The following is a 20907-nucleotide window of genomic DNA, read 5'->3' as shown; positions in this document are numbered from 1 at the left end:
GATCCAACCACACTACCGGTTGCGCATCACCACGCATGCGCCGCCAACGCTCTGCAGCTTGTTGCAGATGCCGTTGGCCTCGGCCCGCGAGTCGGCGCCGATCCTGACCGCATAGATGCCGCGCCTGCCGATCGGCGTGCGCACGCGGCTCACCACCGGATCGTGGCTGGCGAGCAGGGCCGGAAACCGGCTGCGAACCCGCAGCCATTGGCCGATCGCGGCGGAGCGGCGGAAATTGCCGGCCACCTGCACGCCCCACGGCTTGACGTTGATCGAGGCCATGGCGACGGTCCGCGACATGATCACCGGCAGCTGGCGGCAGGCGACCGCGAAGCTCGTCTTCGGATCGAGCGGCTGGATCGCGCCGGCGTAAGCAGCGTCCGAGAACTTGTCGACCGGCTCGCCCATGACGTCGAAGACATAGCTTTCGGTCTCCATCGGCAGAAAGCCGCCGGAATCCAGCCAGCGCGACACCCGGTTCTCGCCGGCATTGTAAGCTGCCGCGGCAAGGCCGAGATTGCCGTAGCCCACCTTCATCTCGGCAAGATATTTCGCTGAAGCCGGAATGGCCTGCTCGATGTCGAAGGGATCGGCAAGCCCGCGCAGCTTGGCCGTGCCCGGCATGAACTGCGCGATGCCTTCGGCGCCCACCGGGCTGACGGCATTGGGGTCGAAGCGGCTTTCCTTCCAGATCAGCCTGGCGAAGAAGTCCTTGGGCAGGCGGTTTTGCTCGGCCTGGGTCTCGATCAAATCGCAGACGCGACCGATCAGCCGCTTGGCGGCCGATTGCGACTGCGGCGGATCGGCGAGCGCCTGGCCTGCAGGGATCAGCGCGCATGTCAGGATCAGTGCCGCCCCGAACAAGCGCCGCATGGGATCATTCCGCCGCGGCTTTGTCGTGTCCGTAGCGCTGCTCGATATAGTCGGCGACCATCTTCTCGAAATCCTGCGCGATCGAAGGGCCGCGCAGGGTTGCCGCCTTCTTGCCGTCGATGAAAACCGGCGCCGTCGGCGTCTCGCCGGTACCCGGCAGCGAAATGCCGATGTCGGCATGCTTGGATTCGCCTGGACCGTTGACGATGCAGCCCATCACCGCGACCTTGAGGTTCTCGACGCCGGGATATTTCTCGCGCCACACCGGCATGTTCTTGCGGATGTCGGCCTGGATGCTCTGGGCCAGCTCCTGGAACACGGTGGACGTCGTGCGGCCGCAGCCGGGGCAGGCGGCGACGATCGGCACGAACTGGCGGAATCCCATCGTCTGCAGCAATTCCTGCGACACCTGCACCTCGCGCGTGCGGTCGCCGTTCGGCTCCGGCGTCAGCGAGATGCGGATCGTGTCGCCGATGCCCTGCTGCAGGAGGATGCCCATCGCCGCGGAGGAAGCGACGATGCCCTTGGTGCCCATGCCGGCTTCGGTGAGGCCGAGATGCAGCGCATGGTCAGAACGGGTCGCAAGCTCGGTATAGACGGCGATCAGGTCCTGCACGCCGCTGACCTTGGCCGACAGGATGATCTTGTCGCGGCCGAGCCCGATCTCTTCGGCCATCTCGGCCGACAGGATCGCCGACTGCACGATCGCCTCGCGCGTCACTTCCTGCGCGGTGAGCGGCGAGCCCTGGGCCTGGTTGTCGTCCATCAGCCGGGTCAACAGCTCCTGGTCGAGCGAGCCCCAGTTGACGCCGATGCGCACTGGCTTGTCATGCTTGATCGCCATTTCGACGATCGCCGCGAACTGGCGGTCCTTCTTCTCCTTGAAGCCGACATTGCCGGGATTGATGCGGTATTTCGCCAGCGCCTCAGCGCAGGGCGGGTGATCGGCGAGCAGCTTGTGGCCGATATAATGGAAGTCGCCGACCAGCGGCACGTTGACGCCGAGCCTCAACAGCCTCTCCTGGATGCGCGGCACGGCGGCGGCACTCTCGTCGCGGTCGACGGTGATGCGCACGATCTCCGAGCCGGCGCGATGCAGCGCAGCCACCTGCGCGACCGTCTGGTCGACATCGGCGGTGTCGGTATTGGTCATCGACTGTACGACGACCGGCGCGCCGCCGCCGACCGTCACGCCGCCGACATCGACGCCGACCGACGCGCGGCGCGGGAAAGGAGAAGAAAAATATCCGGTCATGGGCCGGCCGCCTTTAGCTTGGAGCAGGAAGATGCTCAAGGGTCCGGGCATGAGGTGGAGGAGCAAAGAAGGCTTGTCAATGGCGGGGAGCCGTCGATCGGGCAAATCGGCTGCCCGAGCCGCCGTCGAGACCATAAGACCCGGCTCCGGCCTCGAAGGCGCCCAAGCCACGCCGCCGCTGCCGAAACTGGTCAGAAATCGAAATCAAAAAACCAAGCACCGGTGGCATGAGAGCCACCGGGTGGGATGATTGCGCCGCGAATGGCGCATATGTTGCCTAGAGGAGCCTCAGTGTGCCGTCGGTTTCGCCTTCAGCTTTTCAATCTCGTCCTTGATTGCCAACTTGCGCCGCTTGAGAGTGGCGATCTCGAGGTCGTCTACCGAAGGATGGTTCATCGCGTCGATAAGCTCACGCTCGATGTCGCCGTGCTTTCGCTGCAGCTCATCAAGATGGGATGCAAGAGACATGATTGGTTCTCCCTTTCATGGTTTCCTCGATTGCAGCCGTCGCAGGCACGTCCACCGCAGGTCGCTACTGTGACGGCACGATGACACTTTGCCACCAACCAATCTCGATGTCGAATGCCGCGTGGTAGCATTCCACGACAATGTGAAATGTGATATCAGCGGCGCGCCGGTCACAAACCCCACCGGCCCCGCCCAAAAGGCCCATCCCTGGGCGACGCATACGCAGACGGTAGATAATGTCCGAACAGGAACAGGCTGAGATACGCCTAGAATATTCCCGGCTCAAACAGGAACACGCCGATTTCGACGCCGCCATCAATGCGATGATCGCCATGGGTTGCGACCCGCTGCAGATCCAGCGCATGAAGAAGAAGAAGCTTCTTCTCAAGGATCGGTTGATGGCGCTTGAAGACCGCATCATCCCCGACATCATCGCTTAGAGCAATTCCAGCAAAAGCAAGTAACGGTTAGGCTCGGCGCCTTCGCCGTAGCTTTCCGTTCGGAATTGCGTAAAAACAAATACTTAGAGGGGTTCGGCGATTCTATGAATCGCCGAAACGCTACCAGCGAAACTTTCTCTCGACCTGCTACGAGATCGAAAGCCTGGCCGCGCGTTCGCGCAGCAGCGCGACCAGCTCGCCTGTCCGCTCCTGCGATGTGTCGATCGGCACCACCAGGCACATCGTCGCCTCGACCTTGCCGGGCGCCGAGAAGACCGGCGCCGCCAGGCATTTAGTGTAGGCGTCGACAAGGCCTGAGGTCACGCAGTAGCCGGTGACGCGAGCCTTTGCGATTTCTTCGATGAAGTCGTCGAGCTCGATCTTGCGGCCGTCCGGCAGCACGAGGTCGTCCTCCGTGATGATTGCCTCGATCCGGCTTCGTTCGAGGCCGGCGAGCAGCAGCCGGCCCGACGCAGTCCAGGGCAGCGGTATCTGCAGGCCGGTGGCCGAGCTGATGCGGAACGGCCTCATGCCGGGGCTTGAATGGACGATCGTATAGCGGCCGCTCTGCAGCATGCAGAGTTCCGAGGTCTCCCCCGTCTCCCGCGACAGCGTATCGACCTCCTGCCGTCCGCGCCTGAGCAGATCGTTGCCGCGCATATAGGCCATTCCATAGAGGTAGAGCTTCTTGCCGAAATAGACGCGATTGCCGTCGCCGGCCATCTCCAAGAGCCCTGCATCGACCAGTTCGCGCACCAGCGTGTAGGTCGTCGAGCGCGGCGCGTTGAGCCCCTTCGCCAGCTCGCCGATGCCGATGGCGCGCTGTGTGGCGTGCAGGAACTCCAGGATGTGCAGCACGCGGTTCAGGCCCTTCTCGCGTGAGTTAGCGGGCTTCTCTTCGTCCCTGCTGCCGGTCGGCCACTCCGTCATCGCTTCGCCATCTTGCATTGTCGATTCCTAATGCTAGTATCTGTCTTGTACAGGATACATGCGTCTCTTATAAGAGACAAGACCTTTCGATCATCGACGCATGTATCGCTGCTTCATTGGGGAACAACCAGCAAAGGAGGTCGCCGTGAACGACACATCCGGCAGACGTGATTTTCTGAAATTGGGAATGGCAGGGCTTGCAACCGCCGGGGCGCTCACCGCGGTCAGCGCCGAGAAGGCCGCCGCGCAGGCCGCGTCTGACAGCGTGCTGCGCACAGCGCTCGATCGCGGCAAGCTGATCGTCGGCACCGGCAGCACCAATGCGCCGTGGCATTTCGAGAACGATGCCGGCGAGCTGGTGGGCATGGACATCACCATGGGCCGCATTCTGGCCAAGGGCCTTTTCGACGATCCGACCAAGGTTGAGTTCGTCATGCAGGATCCGGCGCAGCGCATCCCGAATGTGACCACCAACAAGGTAGACATCACCATCCAGTTCATGACCATGACCGCGCAGCGCTCGCAGCTGATCCATTTCTCGCGGCCGTACTACGTCGAAGGCGTCGCGCTGCTGACGCTGCCCTCTTCCGAGAACAAGACCTTCGACAAGCTGCTGGCAAACGGCTCCGCCACGCGCATCTCGATCCTGCAGAATGTCGATGCCGAAAGCTCGGTGCATTATGCGCTGCCGCAGGCGCAGGTGATGCAGATCGACACCCAGGCGAACGTCTTGCAGGCGCTGGAGTCGAAGCGCGTCGATGCAGCAGCGGTCGATCTCTCCACGGTGCGCTGGCTCGCGTCGCGCAATCCGGACAAGTATTTCGATGCCGGCAAGAGTTGGTATTCGATGCTCTACGGCGCCGCTGTCAGACAGGGCGATCTCGACTGGCTGACCTATGTCAACCAGACGTTCACCATCGCCATGTTCGGCCACGAGACGGCGCTCTACGACGCCGCCTTCAAGGAATATTTCGGCCAGGAGCCGCCGCCGCGCCACCCGGGCTTCCCGGTCATCTGACCAAGCCTTTCTGACAAAGCCGGCGGAGGGGGCACATCCCTCCGCCCGTTTCCCCTCGACACGGGCCTGGCGAGTGGCGGATGCTGGATCCGTCACCGCGGGCATTGAGACGGACACATGGGCTACACGCTCAATTTCAACCTGATCTGGCGGCACTTCGACAAGCTTTCGGGCGGCTTGCTGCTCAGCCTCGAGCTTGCCCTGATCGCGATCGCCATCGGCATCGTCATCGGCCTTGTGCTGGCGGTCTGGTACGTGTCGGCCGGACGCGTCGTGCGCGGCATCATCGCGGCTTACGTCGAATTCATCCGCAACGTGCCGCTGATCCTCTTGGTCTATCTGGTGTTCTACGGCCTGCCGACGGTCGTCGACCTTGCCTACAGCGCGCAGACCTCATTCGTTGCCACGCTTGCGCTTTACAGCGGCGCCTATCTGGTCGAAGTGTTCCGCTCGGGCCTCGAGGCCGTGCCGCGCGGCCAAATCGACGCCGGCAAGGCGATCGGCCTCACTCCCTGGCAGCGGCTGGTCCATGTGCGCCTGCCGACGATGATGCGCATCACCCTGCCGGCGCTCTCCAACACCTTCATCTCGCTGTTCAAGGACACCTCGGTCGCCTCCGTCATCTCGGTGCCCGAGCTGACCTATGGCGCGCAGTGGATCAACTTCAACACCTTCCGCATCGTCGAGGTCTATCTGGTCGTGACGGCGATGTATCTGGTGACGGGCTACGCCCTGCTCTTCGCGCTGCGGCTGGTCGAGCGCTGGTACAGGACGGCGCGCTGATGCTTAGCCAGATCCTCTATGCCCTGCCCTTTCTCGCCCAAGGCTTCGCGCTGACGCTCTGGGTGTCCTTGCTGGTCGTGGTGCTGTCGCTGATCGCCGGCGTGATCCTCGGCGTCGGCCTGGTCTACGGCCCGGCGCCGCTGCGCTGGGCGGTGCGCATCTTCAGCGACACCATCCGCGGCATCCCGATCCTGGTGCTGATCTTCTTCGTCTATTACGGCCTGCCGGCGGTCGGCGTGCATCTCCAGTCCTTCTGGGCCGCCGTGCTGGCGCTGACCTTGTTCAAGACCGCCCAGGTGGTCGAATATCTGCGCGGCGCGGTCGCCTCGATCCCGAAGGGCCAGTCGGAAGCAGCGATGGCGATCGGCCTGACCTTCCGCCAGCGGCTGGTTTACGTCGTCTTCCCGCAGGCCTTCCGCCGCTTCCTGCCGCCCTGGATCAATGGCGTCACCGATGCGGTGAAGGGCAGCGCGCTGGTCTCGCTGCTTGGCATCACCGATCTGATGCAGGCCATCAACCAGGTCATCGGCCGCACCTACGAGGCCATGCCGCTCTATATCCTCGGCGCCCTGATCTATTTCGCCGTCAACTACGCGCTTTCATACGCCAGCCGGCGGCTGGAGCAGCGCTTCGCCTTCATCCGGGACTAGCACTATGGCCAACAGCTCAAACAACAGCCCAGCGCTTCTCGATATCGCCGAAGTCTCGAAATCCTTCGGCTCCGTCGAGGTGCTGCGCTCGGTCGGACTGCAAGTGGCGAAGGGCGAGGTGGTCACCGTCATCGGTCCCTCGGGAAGCGGCAAGACGACGCTGCTGCGCTGCGTCAACTTCCTTGAAAGCTATGACAGCGGCTCCATCCGCATCGACGGCAAGGAGGTCGGCTTTCGCGACGGCGGCGCGCGCCAGCGGCGCAGCGAGCGCGACTTGGCCGGCATGCGCGCCGAGACCGGCATGGTGTTCCAGGGCTTCAACCTCTTCCCGCATCTGACCGCCGCCGGCAACATCATGCTCGGCCTCACCAAGGTGCGCGGCAAGAGCACGTCAGAAGCACGCGCGGCCGCCGAGCACTGGCTCGGCCGCGTCGGCCTCGCCCACAAGGCCGACAGCCTGCCGGCGGAGCTTTCAGGCGGCCAGCAGCAGCGCGTCGGCATCGCCCGCGCGGTCGCCATGGAACCTAAGATCCTGCTGCTCGACGAGATCACTTCGGCGCTCGATCCGGAGCTAGTCGGGGAGGTGCTGGCCGTGGTGAGGAGCCTGGCCGAGGACGGCATGACCATGGTGATGGTGACGCACGAGATGGCGTTCGCCCGCGATGCCTCGAGCCGCATCGTCTTCATGGCCGATGGCAGCGTCAGCGCCGTCGGTCCGCCGAAGGAGGTCCTCGCCGCGGAAACCACCAACGAGCGCCTCCGCACGTTCTTGGCCCGCTTCCGCGCCTCGCATTTCTGAAATCGGACGGCCCTCATCGTCCAAGGAGCATTCTTCCATGACGCCTTACATCAGGCTCGCCGAACTCGGCCTGACGCTGCCCGAACCACCGACGCCCATCGCCAACTTCGTCACCCATGCCGAGAGCGGCCGGCTGATCTTCCTCTCCGGCCAGGGGCCGCTGCGCGCCGACGGCACGCTTTGCACCGGCAAGGTCGGCGAGGACGTGACCGTCGAGCAGGCCTATGAGCATGCCCGCCTCACCGGCCTCAACCTTCTCGCCGTCATGCATGCGGCGGCGGGCGACCTTGGCCGTATCGTGCGCGTCGTGAAACTGCTCGGCTTCGTCAACGCCACGCCGACCTTCAGCGACCATCCCAAAGTGGTCAATGGCTGCTCCGACCTCTTCGCCGATGTCTTCGACAAGATCGGCGGCCATGCGCGCTCGGCGATCGGCGTCGGCTCGCTGCCTGGAAACATCACTGTCGAAATCGAAGCGGTCGTCGAGATCGCGGCCTGACATTCACGGGGTCTACCGCCATGAAAACCTATTCCGACACCGGCTCCAACACCACGATCCGCGAGCGGCTGGGGCTGAGACCGATCATCAATGTCTCCGGCACGATGACGACGCTGGGGGCCTCGATCATCGTTCCCGAGGCGATCAGTGCCATGGCCGAGATCGCCTCGCAGTGGGTGGAGATGGACGATTTGCAGCGCGCCGCGAGCGCGATCGTCGCGCGCCTCACCGGCGGCGAGGCCGGTTTCATCACCGCTTGCTGCGCCTCAGGCATCACCATGTCGATTGCCGGCGCGATGACCGGCACCAACCTTTTGGCGATGGAACGCCTGCCGGACGACACCGAAGGGCTGAAGTCCGAGGTCGTCATCCAGCTTGGCCACATCGTCAACTACGGCGCGCCGATCGACCAGTCGATCCGGGTGGCTGGCGCCAAGGTCATCCCGGCGGGCACCGTCAGCGTCACGCAGGACTATCACGTGCGCGAGGCGATCAACGAGCGCACGGCGGCAGCGCTCTACGTCGTCGCGCATCACACCGTCCAGTACGGCATGCTTTCGCTGGAGGAGTTCTGCGAGATCTGCCACGCCAAGGGCGTGCCGGTGATCGTCGACGCGGCTTCCGAATACGACCTGCGCGGCTTTCTCGCCCGCGGCGCCGATATCGTCGTCTACAGCGGCCACAAATTCCTGAGCGGTCCGACCAGCGGCATCGTCACCGGCCGCAAGGACCTGGTGCGCGCCGCCTATCTGCAGAACCGCGGCGTCGCGCGGGCCATGAAGGTCGGCAAGGAAAGCATCGCCGGCACCATGGCGGCGCTCGAAGCCTGGGAAAAGCGTGACCATGCCGGCATCCGTCGGCGCGAGGAAGCGGCGCTCAATCTATGGAAGGACGCCTTGCAAGACATTCCGGGCATCGGCGCGCAGATCATTCCCGATCCGACCGCGAACCCGCTCGACCGCCTGCAGGTCTTCGTTCGTCCGGAAAGCCGCTTCACCGCAGCCGGCCTCGCCTCGGCTTTGGCCGCCGGCTCGCCGCCCGTCATCGTGCGCAACCATGAGGTCGAGCGCGGCCATTTCTTCCTCGACCCCTGCAACCTCCATCCCGGCGAAGCCGAGATCGTGGCCGAGCGGCTGCGCGCTGTGCTGACCGCGAAGGACCGCCCGGCCGATGCGATGAAAGCGGCACGCAAGGATTCATCCGGCGCGCTGCGCTGGCCGGACTAGGCCCCGACGCGCGTCGGGTCCCGCCGCAGCCGTGAAATCCTTGCGGCTGCCGGCGAATTCCGCTAAGGCGCGCCTTTGCCGCCGGGAGCGAAAACCTTGACCGATCAGCGTGCCGACGTCGCCATCATCATGGGCAGCCAGTCCGACTGGGCGACGATGCGCCAGGCGGCGGAAACGCTGGACGCGCTGGGCATTCCGCACAAACGGCTGATCGTCTCGGCGCACCGCACGCCGGACCGCCTCTATGAGTTCGCCAAGGGCGCCAAGGCCGCCGGTTACAAGGTGATCATCGCCGGCGCCGGCGGCGCGGCGCATTTGCCCGGCATGACGGCGGCGATGACGCCGCTGCCGGTCTTCGGCGTGCCGGTCGAGTCCAAGGCGCTGTCCGGCCAGGATTCGCTGCTTTCCATTGTGCAGATGCCGGCCGGCATCCCGGTGGGCACGCTGGCGATCGGCAAGGCGGGCGCCGCCAATGCGGCGCTGCTCGCCGCCGCGGTCCTGGCGCTCAACGATGAAAAGCTCGCCGCCCGGCTCGACGCCTGGCGCGCCGCGCAGACGGCCAAGGTCGCCAGCGAACCGGCGGATACGCCGTGAATCTCGCTCCCGGATCGACCATCGGCATCATCGGCGGCGGCCAGCTCGGCCGTATGCTGGCGATGGCTGCAGCCCGCCTCGGCTACCGCGCCGTCGTGCTGGAGCCTGAGGCAGATTGCCCGGCGGCGCAAGTCGCCAACCGGCAGATCGTCGCCGCGTATGACGACCAGGCAGCCCTTGCCGAACTGGCCAGCGCCAGCGCCGTCGTCACCTATGAGTTCGAGAACGTTCCGGTTGCGGCGGCTCAGACGCTCGCCGCGCGCATTCCTGTCTATCCGCCGGCACGCGCGCTGGAAGTCGCGCAGGATCGCGTGACCGAAAAAAGCTTCCTGAACGGCATCGGCATTCCCACCGCAGAATTCTGCCCAATCGACAACGACGACCAGCTGACGGTGGCGTTGAAGAAATTCAACGGCAGCGGCGTCTTGAAGACGCGCCGCCTGGGCTATGACGGCAAGGGCCAGCGCGTCTTCCGCAACATGGAGACCGGCGGCTTTGCCGGCACCTGCGAGGCGATGGGCAATGTGCCGCTGATCCTCGAATCGCTGGTCGCCTTCGAGCGCGAGATTTCCGTGATCGCCGCGCGTGGACGGGACGGCTCGATTGCGGCCTACGATCCGGCGGAGAACGTCCACCGCGAAGGCATCCTGCGAACCTCAACGGTACCGGCCGGCATCGGTCAGCAAACTGCCTTAGCGGCGAAGGAGGCGGTAGCAAAGATCCTCTCGGCGCTCGCCTATGTCGGCGTCATCGGCGTCGAGTTCTTCGTCCTTGCCGACGGCTCGCTGCTGGCCAACGAACTGGCCCCGCGCGTCCACAATTCCGGCCACTGGACGGAAGCGGCCTGCACCGTCTCCCAGTTCGAGCAGCATATCCGCGCCGTCGCCGGCCTGCCGCTCGGCTCAGCGGCCCGGCATTTTGACTGCGTGATGGAAAACCTGATCGGCGACGATATGCTGAAGGTCCCGGCGCTGCTCGCCGAATCCGACCTGATGCTGCATCTCTACGGCAAGGCGGAGTCACGCCCCGGCCGCAAGATGGGCCATTTCACCCGAGTTCTTCGTCGGAGCTAGAGCAATTCCAGGAAAAGTGTGTAACGGTTTTCCGTCCGGAATTGGGCAAAAAACAAATACTTAGGGCGGTTCGGCGATTCCGTGAAACGCTGAGCCGCTCTAGTCCCGACTACTGCATGTCCTGATCTTCGTCCTCGTTCGGGCTGGCGCAGCTCGTTTCGCCTGCCTGGCAATTGCTGCCGGAGGTGAGCTGCTTGATGCGCTGGTTGGTCAGCTCCATCAGGCACTCGGAGACCTCCATCGGATGGATGGAGCCGCCCTCGCTATCGGCGGTCGAATAGGCGCATTCGGCATCGCGAAAGGCGATCCAGGCGCGCTGCGCCGTCTGCAGCAGCTTGTTGGCCTTTTCGTCATTGCCGCCGACGAGGTTCTTGTAGGCGGCGTTGAGCTTGGCGTCGGCCGCCTCATAGTCGGTGTTGGCGCAGATGGTCATCATCGACTGGCTGTCGTCGCCGCGGTCGCATTCCTGTCCCCAGGCTGCCGTGGCCGTTGCGGCCAAGACAAGACAGGCAGGCAGAAACAGGCGGCGCATTTGGAAACTCCGGTCCTTTCGCGAGGCCGCACCTTTCCAGCCGCCCTTGAGTCGCGCAATGCCGCGCGCCACGGATGGCGAATATTTGATTGGCCGCGCCATTTCTGGCATTCGGGCCGCGCTTGCGGTTGACACGGGCAAGGCTCCTCGTTTATGAGCCACGCAAGTTCAAAGGCGCGCTTTTTCCGGGCGCGCCTTTAAAATTCGGCCCGGGACCGGGCCCCGACCGGATAGGCAAGACCATGAAGATCAAGAATTCGCTCAAGGCGCTCAAGGCGCGTCACCGCGACAACCGGCTGGTTCGCCGCAAGGGACGCATCTACATCATCAACAAGACCGCTCCGCGCTACAAGGCGCGCCAGGGCTGAGACTTGCGCGCGGCTCGATGCATGTCGCCCAAAAGTCCGCAGCGATTTTGGGCGAACGACATGCATCGGAACAAACAGGCCGCGCCCGTTTGATGTCGATTGCCGGTTCGCCGGTGCTTTCACGCTAAAATCATTTTGACGATCCGCCGTCCGGGACTAGATTCCGGCGATGCGGATTCTTTTTTCTTCTTTCGCCGCCATCCTGCTTGCCTGCGCCGCCTCGCCTGCATCGGCCGGGGACCAGGCCACGCAGCCATCCGCGGCCTCGCCGCCGCCGGCCATAACGCCGCCGCCGGCCGCCCCGACCAGGCAGGGGCGCCTCGACCAGCTCTTTGCCGATCTCAAGCGCGAGCGTAACGAAAAGGCCGCCGAGCGCATCGCCGGCCGCATCTGGGGCGAGTGGAACCAGTCCGGCAGCGCCTCGATCGACCTGATGATGCAATGGGCGCAGAAGGCAACCGAAGACCAGAAATTCGACGTCGCGCTCGACTTCCTCGACCAGGTCGTGACCCTGCAGCCTGACTATGCCGAAGGCTGGAACCGCCGCGCCACTGTGCATTTCCTGATGAAGAACTACGGAAAGTCGATGTCCGACATCGACCACACCTTGCAGCTCGAACCGCGCCATTTCGGCGCGCTTTCGGGTCTCGCGCAGATCATGGCCGAAACCGGCCACAAGCAGTCGGCGCTGGAAGCCTGGCAGAAGGTGCTTACCATCTATCCGATGATGCGCAGCGCCCAGGACCAGGTCTCGACGCTTTCCGAAGAGCTCGCCGGCGAAGGCATTTGATATCCCCAAGGCAGTAAGGGAGTAGGGCGGTAACGCAGTAGCGAAAAGAGCACGCCCTACTGCCCTACTGCCCTACTGCCCTACTGCCCTAAACCAATTTCGCCCCACTTCCGTATTCATCCGCATGAACCTCATCTGCGCCGCGCTTCTCTTCCTCATCGCACTCGTCTTCGCCCTCGCCGGTGTCACCCGTGCCGGTGCCTGGCTGATCGAGCGCCGCAATCCTCCTGTGGGAGAATTCGTCGACATCAACGGTGCCCAGATCCATTACGTCCATATCCCGGCCCCGGCCGGCGCCGCTCTGCCGCCGATCGTCTTCATCCACGGCGCCAGCGCCAACCTCAGGGACCAGATGCTGCCGCTCAGGCCCCTGCTCGAAGGCCGCGCCGAGATGCTATTCCTCGACCGGCCCGGCTTCGGCTGGTCGGAGCGTGGAGCGGGCAACAACGAAACGCTGGCGGCGCAAGCCGACACCATCGCCGCGCTGATGGATCGCCTCGGCATCGGCAAAGCCATCATCGCCGGCCATTCCTTCGGCGGCGCGGTCACCACCGCCTTTGCTCAAAAACATCCGGAAAAGACCCTCGGCCTGGTCTTCCTGGCGCCCGTCAGCCACCCGTGGCCGGGCGGCGCGACCGCCTGGTACTACAAGCTGACGGCCATTCCGATTGTCGGCTCGCTGTTTTCCGAGACGCTGGCCTATCCGGCGGGCATCCTGCAGATCGGCAATGCCACGTCTTGCGTGTTCTCGCCGAACAAAGTTCCGGACGGCTATGTCGACGATACTTCGATCCCGCTGGTGCTGAGGCCGCGTGCCTTCCGCGCCAATGCCGTCGATGTGGCACAGCTCTACGATTATGTGCTCAAGGCCTCGCCCGGCTACCGCGACATCAAGGCGCCGACGGTCGTCATCTCCGGCGATCGCGACAAGGTGGTCTATGCCACGATCCATTCCGTCGGCCTCGGGCGCGACATTCCAGGCGCCGAGCTGATCTGGGTCCGCAATCTCGGCCACAAGCCGGACTGGATCGCGCCCGATCTCGTCGTCGGCGCCATCGAAAAGGTCGCGGGCAAGGACATCGATCTGCAGGCGATGGCAAGGACCGTGGAGAGCCGGATCGCCGGCGACACGCAGGGCGCCGGTAGATGTCCGGAGCTCAAGGTTCCTGACGCCCAACTGGCGCCGACTTGAGTTTCTAGAGCAATTCCAGGAAAAGAGTGTAACGGTTTTCCGTCCGGAATTGCGTAAAAGCAAATATTTCGAGCGGTTCGGCGATACTATTCAGGTCAGGCCGAGCCGAAACTGGTGGCTTCCGAGAACCGGAGCGGAGCGTACTTAAGGTACGTGAGCACCGGAAGCGCAGGAAGCCGCTACAGGCCGGACTCACCTGAATATCGGCACACCTCAGTGGGTTTCCGACCCGACATAGGCAATGCGCAGCATGTTGGTCGAGCCGGGTGTCCTCAGCGGCACGCCGGCGGTGATGATGACGCGGTCGCCCGGCTTGCCGAAGCCCTCGTCGAGAGCGATGCGGCAGGCGCGGTCGACCATGTCGTCGAGGTCGATGGCGTCCTCGGAGACGACGCAATGCGTGCCCCACAGCAGCGACAGCCGTCGTGCGGTGTTGACGATCGGCGACAGCGCCACGATCGGCACCTGCGGGCGCTCGCGCGCGGCGCGCAGCCCGGTGGTGCCGGAGGCGGTGTAGGTGATGATCGCCGACAGTTTCAGCGTCTCGGCGATCTCGCGCGCGGCGAGCGAAATGGCGTCGGCGCCGGTCGCTTCCGGCTCAGAGCGCTGGGCGTTGATGATGCCGGCATAGGTCGGATCGGTTTCGACCTTGGTGGCGATGCGGTTCATCATCGCGACCGCCTCGACCGGATAGGCGCCGGCCGCGGATTCGGCGGAAAGCATGATCGCGTCGGCGCCTTCGAAGACGGCGATCGACACATCGGAGACCTCGGCGCGGGTCGGCACGGGCGCGGTGATCATCGATTCCAGCATCTGGGTCGCGATCACCACCGGCTTGCCGGCGCGCCGCGCCGCGCGCGTGATCTGCTTTTGGATGCCGGGCACCGCTTCCAGCGGCATCTCGACGCCGAGATCGCCGCGCGCGACCATCAGCGCGTCCGACAGTTCGATGATCTCGGGCAGGCGAGCCACCGCCTGCGGCTTTTCGATCTTGGCCATGATGAGGGCCCGGCCGCGCGCGATCTTGCGCGCTTCCGCCAGATCCTCCGGCCGCTGCACGAAGGATAGCGCCACCCAGTCGACATTCGCCGCCAGCACCGCGTCGAGGTCGGCGCGATCCTTCTCGGTCAGCGCGCCGACGGGCAGGTCGGTATCTGGCAGGCTGACGCCCTTCTTGTCGGAGATGCCGGTGCCGGCGACGACCGTGCAGGCGATCGACTTGCCGTCGCTCTTCAGAGCCTTGAGCTCCAGCTTGCCGTCGTCGATCAAAAGACGGTGGCCGGCTTCGACCGAGCTCAGGATTTCCGGATGCGGCAGGTAGACACGGCTGGACGTGCCGGGTTCGGGATTGTTGTCCAGCGTGAAGGTCTGGCCGACGGTCAGCGCTTCCTTGCCATTGGCGAACTTGCCGACCCTGAGCTTCGGCCCCTGCAGGTCTGCGAGGATGCCGATCGGCCGGCCGACGGCCGCCTCGACGGCGCGGATGCGACCGACCAGCGTGCGCATCAGCTCGTGGTCGGTATGGCTCATATTGATGCGGAAAACATCGGCCCCAGCCTCGAAAAGCTTCTTCAGCATCTCCTCGGACGAGGAAGCCGGACCGATGGTGGCGAGGATCTTGACCTTGCGGTTGCGTCTCATTGACTGTTCGTTCCCGGGGCGGGGGTCGCTGGCGCGCCTCCCGTTGCGGGCTCGTCGGTCAGCTGGACCATCCAGCTTGCCTGCTCGCCCGTGTCATATTCCTGAAATCCGGCGCGCTGGAAGCCCCGGGCGACGCAATCATTCACGCCGGCGATCTTGAACTCTTTTTCGGCGACGCACATGTTGATCGGGCCATCCCAACGCCCCCCGCGCTCGGCGTCTTCTGCATAAAGATAGTAAAACCTTGATGACAGCGGTCCCTCGATCAGCGTCTTGCAGGTCGATCCTTCGATGTGCCACCAGCCTTCGGTGATCCAGCCGGCCTTGGCGCGATAGCCGATGCCGACGCCCACCAGATTTTGCGTCGCGTTGCAGACGCGGAAGTCGGCGCGCGCCGGCGAGGTCGCGCAAAGCGCGCCGAGAACCGCGCCAAAGATCAGGAGCGGTAGGGTCAGGCGCTTGCGCGGCCTGCCGGCGAAACCCATCCCAAATCCCTTCGCGAACCACATCTGCATCTCTCGAAGCCCTTTTCAGCAAACTCCGGGCGCATGTCAACGCGCCGTTTTGTTCAATTCCAATCGATTTAGAAGGGCCCGGTGTGCGCTAAGTCGTCCCGTTCGGGATTTTTTGCAGAAACCGTGGCCAAACAACGGCATTGCGCCTGCGTCCTCTTCGTGGAATGACGATACCACCCTGCCTGGACACCAGCGAACAGACCGTTTTCAGCCGATGACCCGATCCACAGTTTTCGCGCCTTTCGACATCGTCGAGGGCGACCGCAAAAAAGGCATCGTGCTTCTGGCCGATCATGCCCGCCGCGATCTGCCGGAGGAATATGGCAGCCTCGGCCTGCCGGCGGCGGAATTCGAACGCCACATCGCCTATGACATCGGCGTCGAGACGGTCACGCGCGAGCTGGCGACGGCGCTCGACGCGCCCGCGGTGCTTGCCGGCTTCTCGCGGCTTTTGATCGACCCCAACCGGGGCGAGGACGACCCGACGCTGATCCGCCAGCTCTATGACGGCACCATCGTGCCGGGAAACTATCCGATGGCCGAAGAGGAGCGGGAGCGGCGCCTCGAAGACTTCTACCGACCCTATCACGACGCCGTCGGCGCGATGATCGCCTCGGTGGCGCACGCTTCGGGGAAAGCGCCGTTCATCTTCTCGGTGCATTCCTTCACCCCGCGCATGCAAGGCTTCATCCGGCCCTGGCATGTCGGCATCCTGTGGGACCGCGACGACCGCGTGGCGCGGCCGCTGATCGACATGCTGGCCGCGGACAAGAACCTCGTTGTCGGTGACAACGAGCCTTATGACGGCGCGCTGCGCGGCGACACCATGTTCCGCCACGCCATCGTCAACGGCTACGCCCACGCGCTGCTCGAGATCCGCCAGGACCTGATCGCCGATCGCGCCGGCGCGTTGGCATGGGCGGAACGGCTGGCGCCGATCGTTGACGCCATCGACCGCCGTGCCGATATACACCAAGTGAAGATGTTCGGCTCGCGCACCGGGCCGGTGTGACAGTGGCCCGTGAGGCCGGGAAACGACGAAATGACCGAACTCAGCCAAGAGCAAAAACGCGATTTCGAGGCCGCCGCCTTCCGCCGGCTGGTCGATCACCTGCGCGAGCGCGGCGACGTCCAGAACATCGACCTGATGAACCTCGCCGGCTTTTGCCGCAACTGCCTGTCGAACTGGTACCGCGAGGCCGCCGAGGCCGATGGCGTCGCGCTATCGAAGGACCAGTCACGCGAGATCATCTACGGCATGCCCTATGCCGAATGGCAGGCACTTCACCAGACCGAAGCCTCCGAAGCCAAGAAGGCCGAGTTCGAGGCGAAGCGGCCGAAGGACCACTAACGGAGGCCTTGATCCTGCGTTGAGGCTCGCTACCCGACTCGGCCCAGCGCTATGGCCGATCCCGTGAACGGCAGCGCCAGATCGTAACCGGCCGGCGGCGGCGCGATCGGCGTGGCTGCGGAGGTACCGAACTGGGTGACGCCCTCGCCGAGATGGTGCGCGAGATCATGGCGGCCGCCACCGAACTCAAATGTGCTGCTGGCGACCAGGCGCGCGCTGAACACGTTGGTGCCGATCAATGGCACCATTGCCGTACCGGCGGAGACCGCGACCGTCGTGCCCGCCACCAGGCTGGTGCGGCGGAAGGTGGCGATGCGTTCGCCTTGGTCGAACGAAGCCGGATCGTCGAAGGTTCCCATCGGCCGGCGCTGCAGATAAAGCGAGAACTCCCCCACCGGATCGAGCCCGAGCGACAGCGCTCCGTTGTCGACCCCCTGAGCCTTGAATGGCCTTGCCGCGAAGGTGAAATGCGCGGTCGTCTCGGCGCGCTTGCCGTCGAACAGCGGCACGTCGGGGAAGGGCAGATGCAGGAAATATCCGTAGTCGGCCACCGCGCCATCCTTGGCGCGGTAGAAGCGGCCGGTGGCGTACCAGGCGAGTTCGGCGGGAAGCAGGGCGGTCATGCGGGGTCCTGTCATGTCTGGGAATGGACACCGCGACTGTGCCGCGTTCCGGTGGGCGCGGGAAGCACCGCATTGCCGGCGCGGCTTGGCCCAAGCACTTTCAACCAGCGGCGCTTGACTGAAGGTTGAATCGATCTAATTTGCCGTCCAAGCCTTTCTCGCAGCGGATTCTCGACCATGGGCGCGCGCAATCTCATGCAGGCCGCGATCCGCGGCCGCTGGGCCGTTGCCGGCATCTTCCTGGCCAACGGCTTCCTGACCGGCAGCTGGGCGCCGCAGATCCCGGTGTTCCTCACCCGGCTGGACATCTCGAAATTCACGCTCGGCCTGCTGATCCTTTTGTTCGGCGTCGGCGCGGTCTTGGCGATGACCTGGTGCGGTCATCTCATTTCCAGGCACGGCTCGCGCACCGTGCTGCGCTGGTTCGGCCTCTGCGGCAGTTTCGGCCTGCTGGTCGTGGCGCTTGCACCCAACGTGCAGCTGGCGGCAATCGCCATGCTTATCTTCGGCGGCTCGATCGGCGGCATGGACGTCGCCATGAACTCCAACGCCGTGGTGGTCGAGCGGCGGCTGTCGCGGGCAATCATGTCGCCCTCGCATGGCTTCTGGAGCCTGGGCGGCTTCGCCGGCGGCGCGTTGGGCGGCTATTCGATCCAGAACTACGGCTACCTCGCCCATGCCGTCGTGGTGACGGCAATCGCATTCGCCGTTATCGCCTTCGCGATCGGCCATCTGATCGCCGAAGACAGGCCGCAGGCCACCGAGCACCCGAAATTCGCGCTGCCCCGGCACACGATCGTCTACCTGGTCGGGCTGATGGCGCTGCTCACCATGGTCTCCGAGGGCGCGGTGCTCGACTGGGCGGCGCTCTATCTCCAACAGGAGCTCGGCGCCGACCTTGCGATTGCCGGCCTCGCCTACGCGGCCTTCTCCGGCGTCATGGCGTTGATGCGCTTCTTGGGCGACAGCGTGCGCAACCGCTTCGGTGCGGTGGCAACGCTGCGCGGTTCGGCGCTTGTCGCTGCTGCCGGCATGTTCGTGGCAGGCCTCTCGCCCTCGCCCTGGCTTGCGATTGCCGCTTTCGCCTGCTGCGGCTTCGGCATCGCCAACATGGTGCCGATCCTGTTCTCGGCCGGCGGCAACCAGGAAGGCATGTCGTCGGGCACCGGCATGAGCGTGGTCACCACCATGGGCTATTCCGGCATTCTGGTAGCCCCGTCGGCGATCGGCTTCGTCGCGGAGCATTCGAGCTTCGGCCCGATCTTCATCGCGCTCTCCGGCCTGCTGCTTATCGTGCTGTTGATGGCGAGCCTCGCTCACCGGGCCGAGTTCGCTGCCGAACCGGCGCCGGCCGAATAGCGCTTCAGCTCTTCATGCAAGAAATCCGCCACGCGGCGGATGCGCATGCTCGTGCGCACGTCGCGATGCATGGCAAGCCACACCGGCAGGTTGGGCAAGGGCACGTCCGGCAGCAGCTTCTCCAATAGCGGATCGCGGTCGGCGAGCGGCTCCTGGCCGATACCGATGCCGTTGCCGGCCCGCACCGCCTCCCACAGCACGATCTGGTTGTCGGTCCTGAAACGGAAATTGCTGCGGCTGACCGGGATGCCGAACGCGGTGAAGCCGCGGATGATCTCGTCGCTGCGGTCGAAACCCACCAAAGGATGGTCGGCAAGATCGGCCGGTGTCTCCGGCCGGCCGCGCCGGTCGAGATAGGATTTCGCCGCGCACAGGCAGAGCGCAATGTCGGTCACCCTGTGGGCCACCAGCTCGTTCTGCGCCGGCCTGACCATGCGGATGGCGATGTCGGCGTCGCGGCGCAAAAGGTTCTCGACCTGGTTCGAGGCGACGATCTCGACCTCGATGCCCGGCTCCTCTTCGCCAAGCTTGGCCGTGATCTCCGGCAGCACGCAGGCCGCGACCACTTCGCTTGCTGCGATGCGCACCGTGCCCTCGATCGCCTCTACCGATCCGAGCGCCAAAAGCGAGAAGGCATTGGCCTGCTCGCTGACCGCCCGTCCGCGCTCATAGAGCGCGCTGCCGGCCTCTGTCAGCTCATAGCCGCGACGCCCGCGCCGGAAGAGCGTGATGCCCAGCGCCTGCTCCAGCTCGGCGATGTGGCGACCAAGCGTCGGCTGGCTGGCCGTCAGCCGGCGCGCTGCGGCCGACAGGGTGCCGGTTTCGGCGACCGCCACGAAGCTCTTGATCAGGTTCCAGTCGAACTCTCTCATTCATTTTTGAATATCAGATCGCCGATCTAAGTCAATTTCCATTCGTTTGCGGAAGGGCCAGATTGAGCAGGCAAACGCAAGCAAACGGAGACGAACAATGATCAAGATCGCAATTCTGGGCGCCAATGGCCGGCTCGGCCGCGTGGTCGCCAAGGCTTTCATCGCCGCCGGTTTCGATGTCCGCGCCGTCACCCGCACCGGCAAGGTGCCGGCCGAGCTCAAGGGCACTGTTGCCGTCGCCGGCGATGCGCTGGATCGCCAGTCGCTGATCCGAGCCACCGAAGGCGTCGACATCATCTTCAACGGACTGAACCCGATCTACACCGACTGGGGCAAGTGCCTGCCCATGGCCGAGAACGTCATGGCCGCCTGCCGTGCCAACAACGCGCTGCATCTCTTCCCCGGAACCGTCTACAATTACGGCTTGCCGATGCCTGAGGTGATCACCGAGGAAACGCCCTTCCATCCGACGACCGAGAAGGGCCGCATCCGCTGCGCCATGGAAGAGCTGTTCCGCCGCGAGGCGGAGGCTGGCCGCGTGCGCACCATTGTCCTGCGGGCCGGCGACTTCTTCGGCGGCACCGGCAGCGGTTCCTGGTTCGACCTCGTCGTCGCCGCCAAGATGGAAAAGGGCGCCTATACCGCGCCCGGCCCGGCCGGCCTCACCCATGAGTGGGCCTACCTACCGGATTTCGCCGTGGCCTTTGTCGGGCTGGCGCGCAATCTCGACAAGCTCGGCTTCTATGAAGCGCTGAATTTCCCGGGCCACGCCGTCACCGACCTCGACATCAAGGCCGCCGCCGAGAAGGCGATGGGACGCAAGCTCAAGCTCTCCTTCATGCCCTGGTGGGTACTACGCGCCGGCAGCCCGTTCGTGGCCATGTGGCGCGAGATCGTGTCGATGTCCTATCTGCGCTTCCAGCCGCACCGGCTGGTCTCGGCGCGGCTGGAAGAGGTCATCGGCGAAATCCCGCACACCCCGCTCGACCAGGCAGTCGCGGAAGCCATGCAGGACATCGGCATTGCCGTCGCGGCCTCGCGTCAGGCCGCCTGATC

The 20907-nt window shown here is 64.7% G+C and carries 25 protein-coding genes; 16 read left to right on the top strand and 9 right to left on the bottom strand.

Annotated features, from left to right (window positions below; genetic code table 11):
- Positions 1-12: 12 nt before the first annotated feature.
- From EN853_RS00790 to EN853_RS00780, 3 genes are all read right to left on the bottom strand, one after another.
- Entirely contained in the window at positions 13-873 is an 861-nt protein-coding gene (locus EN853_RS00790; RefSeq protein WP_127857384.1) for a lytic transglycosylase domain-containing protein, read from the bottom strand.
- A 4-nt stretch (positions 874-877) separates the two neighbouring features.
- Positions 878-2128 carry a flavodoxin-dependent (E)-4-hydroxy-3-methylbut-2-enyl-diphosphate synthase gene (gene ispG / locus EN853_RS00785; RefSeq protein WP_127857383.1) on the bottom strand — a complete coding sequence of 417 codons (1251 nt, stop codon included), beginning with the start codon at positions 2126-2128 and terminating at the stop codon, positions 878-880.
- 288 nt (positions 2129-2416) lie between these two features.
- Positions 2417-2596, bottom strand: coding sequence for a YdcH family protein (locus EN853_RS00780; RefSeq protein WP_040998838.1), 180 nt, complete (start codon positions 2594-2596; stop codon positions 2417-2419).
- 236 nt (positions 2597-2832) lie between these two features.
- Here EN853_RS00780 and EN853_RS00775 point away from each other — a divergent pair, with 236 nt between their 5' ends.
- Positions 2833-3036 carry a DUF465 domain-containing protein gene (locus tag EN853_RS00775; protein WP_027166663.1) on the top strand — a complete coding sequence of 68 codons (204 nt, stop codon included), beginning with the start codon at positions 2833-2835 and terminating at the stop codon, positions 3034-3036.
- Between the two features lie 147 nt (positions 3037-3183).
- Here the strand turns inward: EN853_RS00775 and EN853_RS00770 are convergent, their stop codons facing one another.
- Positions 3184-3984, bottom strand: coding sequence for an IclR family transcriptional regulator (locus EN853_RS00770; RefSeq protein WP_127857382.1), 801 nt, complete (start codon positions 3982-3984; stop codon positions 3184-3186).
- 169 nt (positions 3985-4153) lie between these two features.
- Between EN853_RS00770 and EN853_RS00765 the strand changes: the two genes are divergently transcribed.
- The 8 genes from EN853_RS00765 to EN853_RS00730 all read left to right on the top strand — a co-directional run bounded on the left by EN853_RS00765 (position 4154) and on the right by EN853_RS00730 (position 10608).
- Entirely contained in the window at positions 4154-4984 is an 831-nt protein-coding gene (locus EN853_RS00765) for a transporter substrate-binding domain-containing protein (protein ID WP_189343851.1), read from the top strand.
- Between the two features lie 117 nt (positions 4985-5101).
- Positions 5102-5767: an amino acid ABC transporter permease gene (locus EN853_RS00760; protein ID WP_127857380.1), complete on the top strand. Its 666-nt coding sequence runs from the start codon at positions 5102-5104 to the stop codon at positions 5765-5767.
- On the top strand, positions 5767-6417 hold the full coding sequence (locus EN853_RS00755) for an amino acid ABC transporter permease (RefSeq protein WP_127857379.1): 651 nt from the start codon (positions 5767-5769) through the stop codon (positions 6415-6417). The genes EN853_RS00760 and EN853_RS00755 overlap by 1 nt, the downstream gene beginning before the upstream one ends.
- A gap of 4 nt (positions 6418-6421) precedes the next feature.
- Complete coding sequence (locus EN853_RS00750) at positions 6422-7216, top strand: amino acid ABC transporter ATP-binding protein (RefSeq protein ID WP_127857378.1); 795 nt, start codon at positions 6422-6424, stop codon at positions 7214-7216.
- Positions 7217-7253: 37 nt separating this feature from the next.
- Positions 7254-7715, top strand: a complete 462-nt coding sequence (locus EN853_RS00745) for a RidA family protein (RefSeq protein ID WP_010911960.1) — start codon at positions 7254-7256, stop codon at positions 7713-7715.
- A 20-nt stretch (positions 7716-7735) separates the two neighbouring features.
- Positions 7736-8941, top strand: coding sequence for an aminotransferase class V-fold PLP-dependent enzyme (locus EN853_RS00740; protein WP_127857377.1), 1206 nt, complete (start codon positions 7736-7738; stop codon positions 8939-8941).
- A 96-nt stretch (positions 8942-9037) separates the two neighbouring features.
- On the top strand, positions 9038-9535 hold the full coding sequence (purE, locus tag EN853_RS00735; protein WP_126091497.1) for a 5-(carboxyamino)imidazole ribonucleotide mutase: 498 nt from the start codon (positions 9038-9040) through the stop codon (positions 9533-9535).
- Positions 9532-10608, top strand: coding sequence for a 5-(carboxyamino)imidazole ribonucleotide synthase (locus EN853_RS00730; RefSeq protein ID WP_127857376.1), 1077 nt, complete (start codon positions 9532-9534; stop codon positions 10606-10608). The genes purE and EN853_RS00730 overlap by 4 nt, the downstream gene beginning before the upstream one ends.
- A 109-nt stretch (positions 10609-10717) precedes the next feature.
- Here EN853_RS00730 and EN853_RS00725 read toward each other — a convergent pair whose 3' ends face one another.
- Positions 10718-11140 carry a lysozyme inhibitor LprI family protein gene (locus tag EN853_RS00725; RefSeq protein WP_127857375.1) on the bottom strand — a complete coding sequence of 141 codons (423 nt, stop codon included), beginning with the start codon at positions 11138-11140 and terminating at the stop codon, positions 10718-10720.
- A 242-nt stretch (positions 11141-11382) separates the two neighbouring features.
- Between EN853_RS00725 and ykgO the strand changes: the two genes are divergently transcribed.
- The 3 genes from ykgO (at position 11383) to EN853_RS00710 (ending at position 13490) form a co-directional block, all read left to right on the top strand.
- On the top strand, positions 11383-11508 hold the full coding sequence (gene ykgO, locus EN853_RS00720) for a type B 50S ribosomal protein L36 (protein WP_040974291.1): 126 nt from the start codon (positions 11383-11385) through the stop codon (positions 11506-11508).
- A 169-nt stretch (positions 11509-11677) separates the two neighbouring features.
- Positions 11678-12298, top strand: coding sequence for a hypothetical protein (locus EN853_RS00715; protein WP_127857374.1), 621 nt, complete (start codon positions 11678-11680; stop codon positions 12296-12298).
- Between the two features lie 124 nt (positions 12299-12422).
- Positions 12423-13490: an alpha/beta hydrolase gene (locus tag EN853_RS00710; RefSeq protein WP_127857373.1), complete on the top strand. Its 1068-nt coding sequence runs from the start codon at positions 12423-12425 to the stop codon at positions 13488-13490.
- Positions 13491-13703: 213 nt separating this feature from the next.
- Here the strand turns inward: EN853_RS00710 and pyk are convergent, their stop codons facing one another.
- On the bottom strand, positions 13704-15131 hold the full coding sequence (pyk, locus tag EN853_RS00705) for a pyruvate kinase (protein ID WP_127857372.1): 1428 nt from the start codon (positions 15129-15131) through the stop codon (positions 13704-13706).
- Positions 15128-15616, bottom strand: coding sequence for a DUF1036 domain-containing protein (locus tag EN853_RS00700; RefSeq protein ID WP_126089678.1), 489 nt, complete (start codon positions 15614-15616; stop codon positions 15128-15130). Before EN853_RS00700 ends, pyk begins: the two co-directional genes overlap by 4 nt.
- A 244-nt stretch (positions 15617-15860) precedes the next feature.
- Between EN853_RS00700 and EN853_RS00695 the strand changes: the two genes are divergently transcribed.
- A complete protein-coding gene (locus EN853_RS00695) occupies positions 15861-16658 on the top strand; it encodes an N-formylglutamate amidohydrolase (protein WP_127857371.1) in 798 nt (265 codons plus the stop codon).
- Between the two features lie 30 nt (positions 16659-16688).
- A complete protein-coding gene (locus EN853_RS00690; RefSeq protein ID WP_127857370.1) occupies positions 16689-16997 on the top strand; it encodes a DUF1244 domain-containing protein in 309 nt (102 codons plus the stop codon).
- A gap of 29 nt (positions 16998-17026) precedes the next feature.
- On the opposite strand, the gene EN853_RS00685 is transcribed toward EN853_RS00690, so the two are convergent.
- Complete coding sequence (locus EN853_RS00685) at positions 17027-17620, bottom strand: hypothetical protein (RefSeq protein WP_127857369.1); 594 nt, start codon at positions 17618-17620, stop codon at positions 17027-17029.
- 177 nt (positions 17621-17797) lie between these two features.
- Here EN853_RS00685 and EN853_RS00680 point away from each other — a divergent pair, with 177 nt between their 5' ends.
- Positions 17798-18979, top strand: a complete 1182-nt coding sequence (locus tag EN853_RS00680) for an MFS transporter (RefSeq protein WP_127857368.1) — start codon at positions 17798-17800, stop codon at positions 18977-18979.
- Here the strand turns inward: EN853_RS00680 and EN853_RS00675 are convergent.
- Positions 18937-19851, bottom strand: a complete 915-nt coding sequence (locus tag EN853_RS00675; RefSeq protein WP_127857367.1) for a LysR family transcriptional regulator — start codon at positions 19849-19851, stop codon at positions 18937-18939. The genes EN853_RS00680 and EN853_RS00675 overlap by 43 nt on opposite strands.
- 97 nt (positions 19852-19948) lie before the next feature.
- Here EN853_RS00675 and EN853_RS00670 point away from each other — a divergent pair, with 97 nt between their 5' ends.
- Positions 19949-20905 carry an SDR family oxidoreductase gene (locus EN853_RS00670; protein WP_127857366.1) on the top strand — a complete coding sequence of 319 codons (957 nt, stop codon included), beginning with the start codon at positions 19949-19951 and terminating at the stop codon, positions 20903-20905.
- The last annotated feature ends 2 nt before the right edge of the window (positions 20906-20907 follow it).

The sequence above is a fragment of the Mesorhizobium sp. M1C.F.Ca.ET.210.01.1.1 genome (assembly GCF_004791585.1).
Taxonomy (GTDB): Bacteria; Pseudomonadota; Alphaproteobacteria; order Rhizobiales; family Rhizobiaceae; genus Mesorhizobium.
This window is presented reverse-complemented; position numbering and strand designations above follow the sequence as displayed.